The following is a 16,904-nucleotide window of genomic DNA, read 5'->3' on the forward strand; positions in this document are numbered from 1 at the left end:
TTTTTGCATGATGGGTTTAAAAAATTTCACATAAATCCATTTAAAAAGGACTTGGGCTTTCCCAATCCATCCACGCACCAAGCGTAGGATGCTTGAGACGCAATTGCTGGGCATGAAGATTAAGCCTTGGCGCAATCGCTAAAGCCGTACCTTCTGCATAAATAGGATCGCCAATCATCACATGACCCACATGCACCATATGGACGCGCAGCTGATGACTACGACCGGTGACAGGCTTTAACATTACGCGTGTGACTGTCTGACCGTTGCATTGCTCATGGCTGATGACTTCATATAAAGTTAAGGCATGCTTTGACCAGCTAGGATCGACGATATGGCGCGGTTTCGTCTCTGGCTCATAGCGCACTGGTACGGATATCTCACCCTTTGCGCCGACACGCTCCCACTCTCCAAAGACGCGTGCCTGATATTTTTTTTGTGGCAGCCGTTCAATGAATTGCTTACTAATATGGGTTTGTGCTTCGGCATTCTTGGCAAAAATGAGCAGCCCTGAGGTATCCATATCCAGACGATGAATCAGCTTGACTGCGGGATTGGCACGCTCAAGTCTTGCCAGCAAACTGACCTTGAGCATTTTACCATCGACACTCAACAGACCTACAGGCTTATCAACCACCCAAATATCATCATCTTCGTAGACAGTAATCTGTTGCGCAAATGCTTGAAAAAATTCAAGCGGATAGGCGTTTTCTTGAGCATTGAGGGCGTTGACTTCTTCAGCAGTAAAAGGCATAAAAATGGGCACTTATATAAATGGGCTTGAATGATTAATGAGCTTGCATATGAAAGCTGTCTTAAGTGGTAGATATTAGAGTATAGATATAGTGTTATAAACCGCTTATTTTTGAGCAAAAAACACAGACAGTATTATCAAGTGACAGATAAAACCATGCCTGTGTCGTTATGTGTCGATTTATTGTGCTAATCGTAATTGTTAAACAATTTAACCAGCCTGTATCTGTTAACCTCGAGCAAACATGTTAATATAATGGCACATTTTAACCACTTCTAAACGCTTCTTTGGTCACTCATCATTCTATTATGCAACAAATATATTGGTTGATGGATGGCGATAGAAATAATAAAACAAGAGAGATAAATTATGTCAGACCTTATTTTACATACTACCGATGCCGACTTTGACAAAGACGTATTGCAATCAGATGTGCCAGTATTGGTAGACTTCTGGGCAGCATGGTGTGGTCCTTGTAAAGCAATCGCCCCTATTTTAGAAGATCTAGCCACTGAGTACCAAGGTAAAGTTACAATCGTCAAAGTTGATGTGGATAGCAACCCACAAGCGGCCAGCCGTTTTGGTATCCGTAATATCCCAACACTATTTGTCTTTAAAGATGGCGAAAAAGTTGACTCAGTGATGGGTCTACAGCCAAAAGCTGAATTGGCAAAAGTGTTAGACAAGCATCTCTAAGTCGAGACTTGCTCGTTTTGCATAAGCATTCTAAAGAGACAGCAACACCGTCGAAAAAGCCATTATCTAACGTAGATAATGGCTTTTTTGCTTGTTTTTTATGCAAAAAACTCAATTAGACGACTTTTTTGGCAAAATTTATTGACAATACTATTGTGAAGACCGTATAGTCTGCTGACAACAGAAAACTAACGGTTTTCCTAACTGTCTTATCGCTATTCTCCTCGTGTTTATCAACAAAAACACAATCGTCGTTATAAACACCATTGCTGAACGAAATGACTAAACACAATTACTGATATTGAGTTTTTGACGCAGACTCTTATGTAGACTTCTTTATCCTTATTTCTTATTACCTTGCATAAACGATTGCAATTCGTATATAAGCTGACACGTAATATCCAAACTACATAAATCCAGCTCTGTGCACGCACCCTCTATCACCATACTATCGTTGTTTTAATCACTGTCGTGACTTGTGCTGCTAATGGCATCTCTCATCTGATCAATTGCTAATGACCTATCTATGAATCTTACTGAATTAAAGAAAAAATCAATCGCTGAGCTATTGGCTATCGCCAAAGAAATGGGTCTTGATAATATGGCGCGTAGCCGTAAACAAGACATCATCTTTGCTATCCTAAAAACCCATGCGCGGAACGGTGAAGCCATTTATGGTGACGGCGTACTTGAGGTTCTTCCGGATGGTTTTGGCTTTTTGCGCTCATCAGAAGGCTCATACTTAGCCGGTCCTGATGACATTTATGTCAGCCCTAGCCAAATTCGCCGCTTTAGTCTGAAGACGGGTGATAGTATCGCTGGTACGATTCGTCCACCGAAAGATTCTGAACGTTATTTTGCGTTATTGAAAGTTGGTGAAATCAACTTTGATACCCCAGATCGCTCACGCCATAAGCTTATCTTTGAAAACCTGACACCTCTATTCCCAACTGAGCATTTAAAACTCGAGCTTGGTAACGGCACTACTGAGGATCTGACGGGTCGTATCATCGACCTAATCGCGCCGATTGGTAAAGGTCAGCGTTCTATCATCGTCGCACCGCCAAAAGCGGGTAAAACGATGCTGCTACAAACCATTGCTCAGTCGATTACTCGTAATAACCCTGAATGCTACTTAATCGTCCTATTGATTGATGAGCGTCCAGAAGAAGTCACCGAAATGGTACGTACGGTACGCGGTGAAGTGGTTGCCTCTACCTTTGATGAGCCGCCACAGCGTCATGTACAAGTCGCTGAAATGGTTATTGAAAAAGCCAAACGTTTGGTCGAGCACAAACAAGACGTGGTTATTTTACTGGATTCGATTACTCGTTTGGCGCGTGCTTACAACACAGTTATTCCGTCGTCAGGTAAAGTGTTAACCGGTGGTCTAGACGCCAATGCGTTAGAGCGCCCAAAACGCTTCTTCGGTGCTGCTCGTAATGTTGAAGAAGGCGGCAGTTTGACCATTATTGCCAGTGCGCTTATCGATACGGGTAGTAAAATGGACAGCGTTATCTTTGAAGAGTTCAAAGGTACTGGTAACCAAGAGATTACGCTTGAGCGCGATCTGGCTGAAAAACGTGTCTTCCCTGCGATTAATATCAAAAAATCTGGTACACGCCGTGAAGAGCGTCTGCTTGATGAAGATAAACTGCGCAAGGTTTGGATTTTACGCAAGCTATTACAGCCGATGGATGGTGTACAAGCCACTGAGTTCTTACTAGACCGCTTAAAAGAAGCGAAAACCAATGATGAATTCTTTGAGCAGATGAAACGCAAATCACAGAACTAATGATAGATCTGTGCTGCTTTGCCATACTCAATAGATAAGTAACTTAAGTAGAAAAGACCGCACTCGTGCGGTCTTTTTGTTTTGTTTTCATTTTTTATATATTCAGGCATGTCCTGAATTTAAAAATGGCAATAAAATGAGAACAGACCTTAATACCTCACTATTAAACGCCAAAAGTACTATTTTAAAAACAGTTAGCTTACTATCAATATAAATACAATAACCCTAAGCAAAACCCCTACCAACGATACAGTGGAGAAACATCCTTTACAGGCTATTTGCAAAGCTTAGCGCTTTTACTACGCCTAGAAATTATTATATGGGTTAGTATAGGAGCCAGTATAGATATACTCTGCTATCACATGTTGATAGCAGTATAATTTTCGAGATATTTAACATCCTTGATGTAATCCTTACTAATGCAGACCTTTGTATGTCTTGCGGTAGCACAATAGATTATTCTAAGATACTTGCCTAAATATTTTAATACAGCTTACTATCGGTATTAAAATTAATGGTAATAAAAATATCGTATTTTGATTTTGATAAACTAACTTGATAACCTAACAGGTGATACTATGAAATTTGCTAAAACTATCGCAATGACTGCTCTTACTAGCTCTGCCCTTATCATGGGTGGCTGTGCAACTAATGGATACAATAGTGGCTTGAGCAATACCGCTAAAGGTGCTGCTGCCGGCGCTGCTGCTGGTGCACTTATTAGAAGTGGCGGCGATAGCAAAGACATCGCTCGTGGCGCACTTGGTGGTGCTGCAGTAGGTGGCGCTGGTGCTTACATTCTTAACAACAGCAGATAATCACTAAATAATTATTTGGTGCTATCAAGACCATTTTTAAGCATTTCAACTGTGTGTATTTTAAATCTATTGAATATGTCTAAAACGCTCTAAAATACAAAAAGCCTGCAATCGATATTGCAGGCTTTTTGTTGGATCGCCTTTTTTAGGCGATAGTTACTACGCTAAAATATCATAGCGATACTGACTATAATGCCCCGCTAAAAGTATCACAAGACTGCACGTTGCCACTTTCCAAACCACGAGTGAACCACTGAACACGCTGCTGACTGGTGCCATGAGTGAAATTATCAGGTACGACTGCTCCACCGCTAGCGCGCGCTAAACGATCATCACCGATTTGACCAGCGGCATTGATGGCCTCATCGATATCACCTGCCTCCAAAAACTGTACACGCTCTTGGTTACGTTGTGCCCAAACCCCAGCAAAACAATCAGCTTGTAGTTCTTGTAGTACTGATAGCTTATTGGCTTGTGCACGAGTGACTTGACGGCTGGCTTCATTAACTTGCTGGCTGATGCCTAACAGCGTCTGTACGTGGTGACCAACTTCATGCGCAATAACATAAGCTTGCGCAAAATCACCCGCTTTACCTTGATTATCTTGGTCGCCAGAGCCTTGCTTATCACCCGTTATACCGAGATTTTGGCGCATTTCTACAAAGAAAGATTTGTCTAGATAGACAGTCTGATCGCCTGGGCAATAAAATGGGCCCGTCGCGGAGCTAGCACTGCCGCATGCTGAGCTAACTTGACCATTGAAGAGAATCAATGATGGCTCCTGATAGGTGCTGCCTGCTTCTTTAAATATCTGATGCCAAACTTCTTCAGTATCAGCCAATACTACTTTGACAAACTGCGTATCTCGATCGTTACTTGTCGCAGGTTCGGTAGCGGCACTGCTATTGCCACCGCCTGCTACTACTTGACCCGTCTGTAAAGCGGTCATTGGATTTACCCCAAATACCAGCCATAAAATGCCAGCAATAATAATACCACCGATACCGCCGCCTATCATTTTGCCGCCACCACTGCTGGTGCGCACATTGGAACTGCCGCGTCTACCTTGCCATTTCATTGTTTCATTCCTCAAATATACGATATATATTGCTACTCGTATTGATGATTTTTTATATAGTGTAATTTTGACTCAATTCTTTATTTTTTGATCAAATCCGATTTCTGATACGTAAGTAGTGACAAAGTATTTTTGATAAACGCTACTTTACTAGGCTCTTGATATTGCACTAATCAAGACATTTAATGACTATTAAACCCCTAATAGATACAATAGATGCTTAAAAAGCATAGTAGAAATCAAGACATCGAAAAAGTCATCAAAATAGGTTGATGTCATTGATTATACGTCTATTAATTTGGCTCGTTGTATTAAAAATTATAACGAATAAGTGATGTAAAACACTATTTACAATTTTATTGTTACTTAATTGTACAGCCTATTTCTATTTATATAGAAATCCTATAGAATGCGTGAAAGCTGAGTAGCTGTAACTAAGACTAGTTGAATTCTGAGAAATCTCAGCTTTCAACCTTTTTTGCTGCTACTGATCATTTCATTTTCCCGGAGAAAACCTTATGAACTTAAAATTACTTGCTCTAGCTGGTATCATGACTGCAACTATGGGCCTTACTGCCTGTGACAGCAACAAAGAAAACGCTGCTGAAGATTTATCTGACGCACAAGAAGAAGTGCAAGATGCATCAGAAGAGCTAAACGAAGCTGCTGCTGAAGGCGAAGTAACTGCTGATGCTGACGCTGCTGTTGCTGAAGCTGAAGCTGACATCGCTGATGCTCAAGTTGCTACTGCTACTGACGAAATCGATGCTGAAGTACCTGTAGACGGTACTACTACTAGCGTTGACGTAGCTAGCGAAACTCCAGCTGTAGACGCAGCTGACGAAGTTGTAGTTATTGAAGAACCAGCTCAGTAATTTTATCGTTTATATGATAGAAATACTGTAGTAAAAAAAAGAGAGCCTAAGCTCTCTTTTTTTGTGCGTGTCATTTACCATCGTTCATGGTTATTAATAGCTAAATATGATAGTTAATGATCTCTGATCAAATGTAGATCAACCATCTCACATTAATAATAAAGCGTAACTTTAACAACCATCATGAAGTCATGATATATTTATATGTTCAGTTTTATACGATTGACAGTTACTGCTACTCGTCAAAGAGACGCTCATCAACTTGTTGACGGAATTTTTGCCCTGTTTTGAAAGTCACCACGCGGCGTGCTGATACGGCGACTGGCTCTCCTGTCTTAGGGTTGCGACCTGGACGGCTATTTTTATCTTTAAGCTCGAAGTTGCCAAAGCCTGAAAGCTTGACCTCTTTGCCATCAATTAAACTCTCTGACAATTCATCAAAGAAATTCTCTACCAAACAGCGGCCTTCTTGGCGTGTTAGGTCAAGATGACTCATCAAATGCTCAATCATGTCAGATTTGGTTAAGGTGCTCACAGTACGACTCCTATGCTATGTCGTGATGTCGAATATCATGGTTTAGCGGTATGAGGGTTAATGCTAGTTATTATAAAGGTTTTCTAACCTCTTTTTAACAAAGACTGCTTTAAAATCCTTTATTAATAACCACTTAACTATTTTTATGGATAAAAATTTTATAAAATCATAATTCTTATAAATAGCAATGCCCTATAGCCTCTTTAAGAGTGAGGCTACAGAGCATGTCTATGATAAGAGTTATATGTTAGCTGTCACGCAACTTTGCAGCATGTTGCTCAGTTAGTGCTTGTACCACTTTGTCAGTCGCGGTTTTAATGGCGTCATCAGATAGCGTTTGTGCATTGTCTTGCCATATTAGCGCAAAAGCTAATGAGCGCTGACCAGCTGGCACGTTGTCGCCTTGATACACATCAAACAGCCACAGATCAGCCAATAGCTCACCAGCTGCCGTGCGTATCGTCGACTCTAATGTCTGTAAGCTGATCTCACTATCTACTAAAATGGCAATATCACGGCGTACTTGTGGAAATTTGCTCGGGGTGCTGATGGTATGCTGCTCACGGGCAAGGGTCAGTAATGGCGCAAGTGATAATTGAGCAACCCACGTAGCTGGCAAATCTAACTGCTTAGCCGTGTTAGGATGCAACTGACCCAACCAACCGACATATTCATCATCAATATAGAGCTTAGCACTTTGACCCGGATGCAAGAAAGCAAGCTCACTGCGCTCATAGCGAATACGGGCGCTATCCATTTGTGCAGGTAATAACTGCTCAATATCATGCTTAAGATCATAAAAGTCTAACGCACGGTTTTGATACGCTTGCTCGTCCCAGACATCGCCAACTGCTACTAACGCAATACTTGGCGTTTGTACCAATTCACTAATACTTTGACCAACAAAGCTAAGCCCTGTTTCAAAGAAACGCACGCGCGGCTGCTGACGATTGAGATTGTACTGCACGCAAGGTAATAAGCTTGATAACAAAGTACGGCGCATCACGGCTAAGTCACTAGAGATAGGATTGGCCAGTGCCAACACTTCTCCTAAAGCTTTATCATCGAGCAAGGCTTCTATTTTTGCGTCACTAAAGCTAAAGCTAATGGCTTCCATATAGCCATTATCGACCAGCGCGAGCTTCATCTCGTGTGTCAAGTCTGCGGTATCGTCATAATCCATGCTGACTTGCAAATGCGGCAACACGCTTGGAATATTGTCATAGCCATAGATACGCGCAATTTCTTCGATGAGGTCTTCTTTAATACTCATGTCAAAGCGATACGATGGCGGCGTGCAAATCAGGCTATCGGCTTGCTGCACTATCTCAAAGCCCAATTGGGTTAAGATACGAACCATGACTGCTGGCTCAATCTCAATACCGATGACATCACGAACTTTAGCAATTGGTAAAGTGATCGGTGCGCGAGCTGGTAAATGCTCACTGCTTTCTGCTTTTACTATTTGTCCGGCTTGCCCACCAGTAACGCTAGTAATCAAATCAACAGCGCGTGCCAGTGCTAGCTCTGGTAACGCAAAGTCTACCCCACGCTCAAAACGTTGTGAGGCATCGGTATGTAACCCAAAACGGCGTGCGCGCGCGGCAATAGCTAGCTGACCAAAGAAAGCGCTTTCTACAACAATATTGGTTGTGCTATCAGTCACACTACTACGCTGACCGCCCATGATTCCGGCAAGTGCCAATGCGCCTTTATCATCAGCGATGAGCAATTCATCACCGGTTAAGGTAATGGTTTGCTCATTCAATAAAGTAATCGTTTCTTCAGGCTGTGCCAAACGCACAACGATATCGCCCTCGATAGTATCAGCATCAAACGCATGTAGCGGCTGACCCAATTCCATCAATACATAGTTGGTCACATCAACCAAAAAGTTGTGCGAGCGTAGTCCTGACTGCACTAGTGCATCTTGCATCCACTTTGGTGTATCGATGCTACGATCAATATTGCTGATTAATTGTAGTAAATAGCGTGGGCACGCTTCAATTGCACTAACCGTTACCACTGGCGTAGCAGTACCAGCAGCGTTTTCAGTAACTACCACATTGGTAGGAATCTCAGGCAGCTGCATTGGCAAATCATTGATAACTGATATTTCGCGTGCAATACCGCGTACACTAAAGCAGTCACCGCGATTTGGCGTGATAGAGATATCTAATATCTGATTGTCTAAACCTAAATACTCACGAATATCCATACCAATCGGTGCATCAGCTGGCAATTCAAGCAGACCATCGATGCTATCGATTAAATCAATTTCAGACGCGCCGCATAGCATACCGTTAGAGTCGACACCACGTAGGTTACCGTTTTTAATTTCAAAACCTGCACCATTATCAGAAGGCAAAATGGCACCAACGGTCGCAACCGGTGCTTTCATACCAACGGTGACATTAGGTGCACCGCAGACAATTTGTAATGGCTCAGCGGCACCAATATTCACCTGCGTAACGCGCAGTTTATCGGCATCTAGATGTTGCTCGACGCTGATGACTTCACCGACAACCACACCACTGAAGGTACGGGCAACCGCATAGCGATCATCAATCTCAAGTCCTGCCATCGTGAGTTGTTCGGCCAATTGCTCACTGCTATTGTTGGGGTTTACCCATTGACGTAGCCACTGTTCGCTAATTTTCATAAATATCTCAGATCAGAATTTTATAATAAAGGTTTTGGAGTAAAGGTAGAGGTATTATTAAATAATAAAATCTAGCCAAACTGCTTTAAAAAGCGTACGTCATTTTGGAAAAATAAACGCAAATCATCGATGCCGTAATATAACATCGCGAAGCGCTCAATCCCCATTCCAAAAGCAAAGCCAGTATATTTTTCGGCATCAATACCGCAGTTGGTCAGTACTTGTGGGTGTACCATACCGCAGCCCATAACCTCAAGCCATTTACCATTGTCATCGAGAATATCCACTTCAGCTGACGGCTCGGTAAATGGGAAAAATGACGGGCGGAAACGTACAGTCAGCTCTTTGGCAAAAAATGCTTCCAAGAACTCACTAATCAAGCCTTTTAACTCAGAAAAAGTGCTCGACTCAGTGACCATTAAACCTTCTAGCTGATGGAACATCGGCGAATGCGTTTGATCCGAGTCATTGCGATACACGCGACCTGGGCAAATAATGCGAATAGGCGGTTCATTCTTTTCCATCGTGCGAATTTGCACGGGGCTGGTATGCGTACGCAGCAGATAATGCGCATCAAAATAGAAGGTATCGTGCATCGCGCGTGCTGGATGGTGCGACGGAATATTGAGCGCCTCAAAGTTATAATAGTCGCTTTCGACTTCAGGACCAGTAGCAACGTTAAAACCTGCTTGTATAAAATACTGCTGCATACGCTGGGTAATCATGGTCACAGGATGCAAATGACCTTTTTCACCACCGCGAGCAGGCAAGGTGATATCAATACTTTCGCTTGCAAGCTTAGCATTTAGTGCAGCCACTTCTAGCTGCTGCTGCTGCTCTGTCAACGCATCTTGAATACGGCTACGGACTTGATGTAACCAGCCGCCGTAGGTTTTTTTATCGTCGCTGCTGAGTTTACCCATCTGCTTTGACCAGCCAGTTAATGAGCTCTTTTTACCGGTCAATTGCACACGCAAATCTTGCAACGCACGCAAATCAGTGACTTGTAGAACCAAGGCTTCAGCGGCACTGGCCAACTCATTTAGCTGAGCTTCATTAAGCTCGCTTAGCTCTGTGGACAAGGTCGGTAGCGCCGACAAATCGGTGGTAGCAGCAGGGGTAGTCATAAGATGCATTCTTCCTGATTTAAACGGACCATTAATAATAGTGATTGGTAATTGTAGGGATTTGACCAAATATTGCAAACCATTTACCCAGTCATTCAAAAATAATACCAGTGATATGAATGGCTTGAATATTTAGACGATAATAAAAGCTATCTCAAAAAAGCATATTTAGCGCTGGTGCTCAAAAAATGCGGTAACATTAGATAATGTGATATAAAAAAAGCCACCGACCAGCGGTAGCTTTTATTAATATCATACTATTAATCAATATTATCCCTGTCCATATAGATAACTACTTGTAAATTCTGACTAAACAAGCAGCAACCCTAAAGGAAGGTTAATATTTATGCTAATGCCGCTTTTGCTTTTTCGACCAACGCTGTGAAAGTCGCTGCATCATGCATAGCGATGTCAGCAAGTACGCGACGATCGACAGTGATGTTAGCCAATTTCATGCCATTGATAAAGCGGCTGTAGCTTAAACCGTTTAAGCGTGCACCAGCATTGATACGTGCAATCCAAAGACGACGGAAAGTACGTTTTTTGTTGCGACGGTCACGATAAGCATATTGACCAGCTTTGGTCACTGCTTGTACCGCTACGCGGTAAACACGTGAACGGGCACCGTAGTAGCCTTTTGCGCGTTTTAGGATTTTTTTGTGACGACGATTCGCCTGTACACCACGTTTTACACGGGCCATAAATTACTCCAAGATTTCTTTAATCATTATTAAACGAATCACGATGTCATCGAATAGTAGACATCGCTATCAGATTGCAAAGTCAGATATTTTTAATCCAGTCGCTATAAATTAAACAGCACTTAATTAAAGATAAATGACGATAGCCTACTAGATGTATGGGCACATGCGACGAACTGCTGCTTCGTCAGACTTGTCCACCATCTTTAGACCGCGCAACTGGCGAATACGCTTAGCTGATTTCTTGGTCAAGATATGGCTTTTGTTTGCTTGCTTACGCTTGAAGCCGTTCGCTGTTTTTTTGAAGCGTTTAGCTGCACCGCTTCTGGTTTTCATCTTAACTTTCATGATGATTTGCCTCTTTGTCTTTGATAGAACCTGGTCGTCAAATAGTTAATAACGAATAGTGGCTGTAAAAACACCCACTAAACCTCTATTTGCCTCGAGGTGGGAGGCGGTATTTTAGCAGATAATGCGCTGTTTTGCCAAGGAAACTTTTACGCCTCGCCTAGGGCGTGTCCTCAATCTGAACGAAAGCAACCAAATGGACTAAAAACGGTTAAATTTTGCCAAGCTAAGTCAAATAGCTGATTCATATCTCGATATTATTTGCGCTATTTTCCTTGTTTGACGGAAATTTATCTCATTCTTATCATCATTTTTAAAATGAGGACACGCCCTAGTAGGTATGACAGTGGATAATGGGTATGAGCCCATTTATAAAGATTTTAGTCAAAACACTCATAAAACTGCGGATTTACCGCCAAATAGATTGAATGTCAGCTTAAGCTGTGCTTAAGTAGAGACTGAACCTTAGTATAAGCTGAGCATTAATAATACAAAGTTATTTATCACACTTATCGAGCGTCTATCGTACGATGATGACGCTACCAACCTACACCATGATTAGCAGAACTCATAGCCTGCAATCAATCTAGGAGATAACGTGTCAAAACAAGAATTAGACTTTGATAACGACATATTTGTCTTTGAAACAGTGATGCGTGTGCGTCATATTGAGCTTGATATGGCTCAGTACCTGACGCTCGAATCATTGACGGCGTTGCTATGTGAGGCGCGGCAAAGATTTTTTTACTCTAAAGGAATTAAAGAGATCGATGCAGATTATCACGGTTTAATTATCAATGAGTTACAGCTAAGTATTGTCAGTCGCATACGGGCGCGTGAAGAGCTATTATTTGAAGTAGGCGTTGAGCCGTTATACGATAAGGGTGGCACTATAGTGATAAAAATTACCCGTATGCATACTGGAGAAACAGTAGCCAAGGCGCGGCAGCATTTTGTCAACTATGACTTTCGCCTCAATAAGTCGATTGCGCTTGATAAAATTATGAAAGAAGCGCTTTACCCACATCTCTACAGGATTTGATATTGAGGACATGCCCTAACGCCAACCGCTTTTTTATTAAGACCATAAATAGAATCCGTTACGATTCACTTATTCCCCTTTGATTTCTATATAAACAAGAAGACAGATATATTATGACTTTACCTGCTTGGCTGGCTGCCATAAAATTTAATGATGATGGTTTGATTCCTGCAATTGCTCAAGATCATAAGTCTGGGCGTATTTTGATGATGGCTTGGATGAATGCCGAAGCACTACAGTTAACCGCGCAAACGCAGACAGCGGTTTATTTTTCGCGCTCACGTGCCAAATTGTGGCATAAGGGCGAGTCATCGGGTCATACTCAGACCGTACATGATATTCGCTTGGACTGTGATGCAGACGTGATTGTCCTTAGTGTCACTCAGGCTGGCGGTATCGCTTGCCATACTGGTCGCGAGTCTTGCTTCTATCAGCGTTTAGATTTGTCGGGTCAAACGCCTGAATGGCAAACCGTCGATAAGGTATTAAAAGACCCTGCTGATATTTATCATTCAAGCGATGCAGAAAAAGCCACTCCTGAAACTAACGAGACGCAGGCTCACGCTGTAATCCCTTCAGATGCCAATCACAGTCACCATGACAACGACACTACCAATCGCTCTATTTTGCAGCAGCTTGACGGTGTATTGGCAGAGCGTAAACATGCAGATGCGGATAGCTCGTACGTGGCAAGCTTATACGCAAAGGGTTTAAATAAAATTCTAGAGAAAGTTGGCGAAGAGAGTACTGAAAGTATCATTGCCGCCAAAGATTTTGCCAATTGCGACGAAAATAGCAATAAAGCGCAATACGATGACGCTCGTCATGAGCTCATCTATGAAGTGGCCGATGTCTGGTTTCATACATTAGTAGGACTGGCGTGGTTCGATATTGAGTCGGATGCGGTATTAAATGAGCTAGGTCGACGTTTTGGTCTATCAGGTATCGATGAAAAGGCGGCTCGATAGTTTCTATAAGCTTGGCCATTGCCCTGTTTGATTATTGTTGATTTCACCTTTTTGTCACAAGTGCAGGTTATAATATAGCTCTGTTTTACTTCGCATTGTATGCCGAGGCTGTTTATTGAGTATAACGATATTCGATACACCCAAAGTAGGCATACAAAGACTGAAAACCAAGACACAAGGATACCTTTATGGGTAGTTTTTCTATTACGCATTGGCTGATTTTATTGGTGGTAGTGGTGGTCGTATTTGGCACCTCAAAGCTTAGAAATGCTGGCAAAGATTTGGGCGGCGCAGTCAAAGGCTTCAAAGAAGCGGTCAAAGACGAAAATACCGAGCATGCTAAAAAGCAGGTGGTGCTCGATCATGATGGCAACGCACACACTGAAGAGCGCCCAACAACCACCAAGGTTGATGATACGCATAATGTATAGCATCTAGACAGTGACCTTTTAGACAGTAACATCGGAACATTATGTTTGATATCGGCTTTTCTGAACTACTCCTCTTTGGTGTTATCGCCCTAATCGTCTTGGGCCCAGAAAAACTGCCACAGGCAGCGCGTACCGCTGGGCAATGGTATGCCAAAATTCGCCGCACGGTATCCACCCTGCAGTCTGAAATCGAAGCTGAGCTTGATTTGGCAGAGACCCGCCAGCTTATGCAAAAAGAGCTGGCCAAAATTCGCCAGACTGAAGCAGATATGAGGCGCGAGATGGCGGAAATGCGCGGCAGTATGCAAGAGTTTGAATCCTCGCAAAACCAGCATTTAAAAGCATCGCCTGATCCAGGGGATGACAATACGCCTAGTCAAAGTAGTCAAGCCAGTAGTGAGAATGATGATAATCGACCAGTGCAGCCAAAAGCGTTTGACTACGCCTATGACAGTAATAGACAGGCTGAGAAACCAGAAAGCCCTGAGCAGTCATCGGCACAAGGTGATAATGATAGTCTAAAAACTGACTGTAACGATAACGCCAATCCAGTGTCTCAAACCATCACAACTAGACCGTGGGAAAATATGTGGTTTCGTCTTGGTGCTTATGATAAAGCGCGTCGTTTGCCGCAACCGCCCTACTTACCAAATTATAAAGCCGATATCTTACTAAACAGCCATATAGACAGTCCTTTACCTAAACAGGCTTCTGTTCATGAGCAGGAGAGTCATTAGTGGGCTTATTTAAACGTAAAAAAAGCCGTCAAGAAAAAGTCGCGGATTCAGATATCGAGACCTCAACAGCTACCATTGATGGTAATGTCGACAGCAATACTGAGGACTCTGGCGATATCCTAAGCTCACTTGGTGATATGCCCATTACTGAGCACTTAATTGACCTACGTAGACATCTCATAAAGATATGCGTCGCGGTACTGGTAATATTCTTGGCCTTGGTCGGATTTTCACGCGAGCTCTATGATTTTTTGTCCAACCCATTGGTTGCCCAGTTGCCTGCCAACGCAACGATGATCGCGACGGATATCACTTCCAACTTTATGGCACCGATACGCCTGACTGTTTTTGTCGCTGCATTTTTTGCAATGCCCTACATTTTGTATCAAATCTGGTCGTTTGTCGCACCCGGTTTATATAAAAAAGAGAAAAAAATCGCCATTCCCGTTTTAATGTCCTCTATATTTTTATTTTATGCGGGTGTGGCTTTCTCTTATTTTATTGTACTCAAAGGCGTTCTCAAATTCTTTATTATGTTCGCGCCGCAGAACGTCTTGCCGATGACCGACATCGACAGTTATTTAAGTTTTGCACTCAAACTCTTTATGGTATTTGGTTTAACCTTTGAGATTCCAGTCGTCACCTTGCTATTGATATTGACGGGCGTCGTCTCCATTCAGAGCTTAGAAGGTAAACGCCGTTATATTATTGTCGGCTGTTTCGCCGTTGCTGCGGTCGTGACACCGCCTGATGGCGTATCGATGTTGATGCTCGCGATTCCGATGTGGTTGTTGTTTGAGCTAGGATTATTTTTAGCGAAAGTATTAATTAAAGAAGAGCACAGTCCTGCTTTATCAAGCGATACAGGGTTAAATAAAGAATAACATCACTTGTCAGATACTTATTCCAAAAACAGCCAACGCGCTAATCTGTTACTATAACCTGCTTATTTCTACCTTTATTTTCTATGAGTTTTTGTATTATTGTCATATGCGCTTGCAAGCATTTTGCAAGTGCACATGATGAGTCAGCCATTGTCTATGCAGTGGCTTTTTTTACCCCCGTCATTTTTGATCCGTTTTACTCTTTTAGGTAATTTTTTATGTCCGCATCTATGCCAGCTTATATGAGCGATCCCACTGATGAGCAGCTGAGCGCGCTCAACATGGCGATGGATCACAAGTCATTTAAAGTGGTGGCTTATGCGGGTGCTGGTAAGACGACGACCTTAAAACTGATTGGCGAGCGTTTGCGTGGACGCGGTTTGTATTTGGCATTTAACAAAACCATTGCCAATGATGCACGCTCAAAGTTTCCACCGCATGTGGAATGTCGCACCTTTCATTCGCTTGCTTATCGGCATGTCGCCCGCGATATCACTGCTAAGCTGTCGTTGCCGCGTTTTTCACCCAAACGTCTGGGTGATGATTTGGGTTTGCAGCCCGTCCAAGTACGTCGGCAAATGGATGGTATAAACAAATATATTACCCTCACTCCAGCCCGACTATCGCGCTTTGTTAGTGATGCTGTCAGCAATTTTTGTAGTACCCATGCCAGTTATCCTGCCCCTAGACATATATTGTTTCCCAGCTGGCTTGATGAGTCAGATAGCGAGCAGCTACGCGAAATGCTCTACCCTGCTGTTGAGCAGCGCTGGTTACAGTCGATTGATGCGCGCCATCCAGCTGGTATCGGGCATGATATTTATCTTAAATTATGGGCACTGTCTAAACCCAGTATTCCCGCTGATTTTATTTTGTTTGATGAAGCCCAAGATGCTGATCCCTTGATGATGGGGATTTTGACCCAGCAGCCACGACAAGTGATTTATGTGGGTGACGCTCATCAGCAGATTTATGAATGGCGCGGCGCAGTCAATGCGATGAAAAAACTACCCTTACCACAAACCTTATTGACCCAGTCATTTCGTTTTGGCGAACCAATTGCTGAGATTGCCAATACTTTGCTCAAAGCATTGCAAGAAGACGTCCCGTTAAAAGGCAATCCTAATAAGCAATCTTCTACTGATAAGGGTATGGTACATAGTAAAAAAGATGCCATCCTTTGCCGCACTAATGCCGCCGCAATGTCGCAATTATTAACTGGATTAAAATTGGGTCACCGCGTAGCGCTACAAGCTGATACCGATCGTATGCTTAAATTTTGTCAGGCAGCTGAAAATTTAAAGAATGGTAAATCGGCGTACGGTGTACCTGAACTGGCGTATTTTTATAATTGGGGTGATGTGCAAGAGTATTCTGAAACCAATGAAGGCAGTGATCTAAAAACACTGGTGAAACTCGTCGATGATCATGGCACCAATGTCCTGAGCCAAGC

Annotated in this window: 17 protein-coding genes; 10 read left to right on the forward strand and 7 right to left on the reverse strand. The window is 42.7% G+C overall.

The annotated features are described in order from the left end of the window. Nucleotides 1–40: 40 nt before the first annotated feature. Nucleotides 41–754, reverse strand: a complete 714-nt coding sequence (locus I3257_RS11580) for an RluA family pseudouridine synthase (protein ID WP_201560898.1) — start codon at nt 752–754, stop codon at nt 41–43. A gap of 369 nt (nt 755–1,123) precedes the next feature. Between I3257_RS11580 and trxA the strand changes: the two genes are divergently transcribed. From trxA to I3257_RS11595, 3 genes are all read left to right on the forward strand, one after another. Next, nucleotides 1,124–1,450 carry a thioredoxin gene (trxA, locus tag I3257_RS11585; RefSeq protein ID WP_201502828.1) on the forward strand — a complete coding sequence of 109 codons (327 nt, stop codon included), beginning with the start codon at nt 1,124–1,126 and terminating at the stop codon, nt 1,448–1,450. 526 nt (nt 1,451–1,976) lie between these two features. Continuing rightward, the gene (gene rho, locus I3257_RS11590; RefSeq protein ID WP_055125334.1) at nt 1,977–3,245 is read left to right on the forward strand and encodes a transcription termination factor Rho; all 1,269 of its coding nucleotides are present in this window, start codon (nt 1,977–1,979) and stop codon (nt 3,243–3,245) included. 578 nt (nt 3,246–3,823) lie between these two features. Then, a complete protein-coding gene (locus tag I3257_RS11595; protein ID WP_055125335.1) occupies nt 3,824–4,063 on the forward strand; it encodes a hypothetical protein in 240 nt (79 codons plus the stop codon). Nucleotides 4,064–4,250: 187 nt separating this feature from the next. Here the strand turns inward: I3257_RS11595 and I3257_RS11600 are convergent, their stop codons facing one another. After that, nucleotides 4,251–5,141 carry a neutral zinc metallopeptidase gene (locus I3257_RS11600; RefSeq protein ID WP_045452448.1) on the reverse strand — a complete coding sequence of 297 codons (891 nt, stop codon included), beginning with the start codon at nt 5,139–5,141 and terminating at the stop codon, nt 4,251–4,253. A 518-nt stretch (nt 5,142–5,659) separates the two neighbouring features. Between I3257_RS11600 and I3257_RS11605 the strand changes: the two genes are divergently transcribed. Then, nucleotides 5,660–6,016, forward strand: coding sequence for a hypothetical protein (locus tag I3257_RS11605; protein WP_045452446.1), 357 nt, complete (start codon nt 5,660–5,662; stop codon nt 6,014–6,016). Nucleotides 6,017–6,251: 235 nt separating this feature from the next. Here the strand turns inward: I3257_RS11605 and I3257_RS11610 are convergent, their stop codons facing one another. From I3257_RS11610 to rpmI, 5 genes are all read right to left on the reverse strand, one after another. Then, on the reverse strand, nt 6,252–6,551 hold the full coding sequence (locus I3257_RS11610) for an integration host factor subunit alpha (RefSeq protein WP_045445928.1): 300 nt from the start codon (nt 6,549–6,551) through the stop codon (nt 6,252–6,254). Nucleotides 6,552–6,798: 247 nt separating this feature from the next. Next, a complete protein-coding gene (gene pheT, locus I3257_RS11615; RefSeq protein ID WP_201560896.1) occupies nt 6,799–9,213 on the reverse strand; it encodes a phenylalanine--tRNA ligase subunit beta in 2,415 nt (804 codons plus the stop codon). A gap of 71 nt (nt 9,214–9,284) precedes the next feature. After that, a complete protein-coding gene (gene pheS / locus I3257_RS11620) occupies nt 9,285–10,340 on the reverse strand; it encodes a phenylalanine--tRNA ligase subunit alpha (RefSeq protein ID WP_201560895.1) in 1,056 nt (351 codons plus the stop codon). A 344-nt stretch (nt 10,341–10,684) separates the two neighbouring features. Beyond that, nucleotides 10,685–11,041, reverse strand: coding sequence for a 50S ribosomal protein L20 (gene rplT, locus I3257_RS11625; RefSeq protein WP_025651520.1), 357 nt, complete (start codon nt 11,039–11,041; stop codon nt 10,685–10,687). Between the two features lie 150 nt (nt 11,042–11,191). Next, nucleotides 11,192–11,389, reverse strand: coding sequence for a 50S ribosomal protein L35 (gene rpmI / locus I3257_RS11630; protein WP_010197866.1), 198 nt, complete (start codon nt 11,387–11,389; stop codon nt 11,192–11,194). A 598-nt stretch (nt 11,390–11,987) separates the two neighbouring features. On the opposite strand from rpmI, the gene I3257_RS11635 reads away from it, so the two are divergent. The 6 genes from I3257_RS11635 to I3257_RS11660 form a co-directional block, all read left to right on the forward strand. Next, nucleotides 11,988–12,431: a thioesterase family protein gene (locus I3257_RS11635; RefSeq protein ID WP_201560894.1), complete on the forward strand. Its 444-nt coding sequence runs from the start codon at nt 11,988–11,990 to the stop codon at nt 12,429–12,431. Nucleotides 12,432–12,544: 113 nt separating this feature from the next. Continuing rightward, on the forward strand, nt 12,545–13,399 hold the full coding sequence (hisIE, locus tag I3257_RS11640; protein ID WP_201560893.1) for a bifunctional phosphoribosyl-AMP cyclohydrolase/phosphoribosyl-ATP diphosphatase HisIE: 855 nt from the start codon (nt 12,545–12,547) through the stop codon (nt 13,397–13,399). A gap of 188 nt (nt 13,400–13,587) precedes the next feature. Further along, nucleotides 13,588–13,830: a Sec-independent protein translocase subunit TatA gene (gene tatA / locus I3257_RS11645; RefSeq protein ID WP_011514610.1), complete on the forward strand. Its 243-nt coding sequence runs from the start codon at nt 13,588–13,590 to the stop codon at nt 13,828–13,830. Nucleotides 13,831–13,871: 41 nt separating this feature from the next. Further along, nucleotides 13,872–14,567 carry a Sec-independent protein translocase protein TatB gene (gene tatB, locus I3257_RS11650; protein ID WP_201560892.1) on the forward strand — a complete coding sequence of 232 codons (696 nt, stop codon included), beginning with the start codon at nt 13,872–13,874 and terminating at the stop codon, nt 14,565–14,567. Further along, complete coding sequence (gene tatC / locus I3257_RS11655; RefSeq protein ID WP_238049842.1) at nt 14,567–15,451, forward strand: twin-arginine translocase subunit TatC; 885 nt, start codon at nt 14,567–14,569, stop codon at nt 15,449–15,451. The genes tatB and tatC overlap by 1 nt, the downstream gene beginning before the upstream one ends. Nucleotides 15,452–15,669: 218 nt before the next feature. Beyond that, nucleotides 15,670–16,904: UvrD-helicase domain-containing protein (locus tag I3257_RS11660; protein ID WP_238049843.1), on the forward strand; the 1,235-nt coding region annotated here is incomplete at its 3' end.

It is taken from the genome of Psychrobacter sp. Ps7 (genome assembly GCF_022129225.1).
Lineage (GTDB): Bacteria > Pseudomonadota > Gammaproteobacteria > Pseudomonadales > Moraxellaceae > Psychrobacter > Psychrobacter immobilis_A.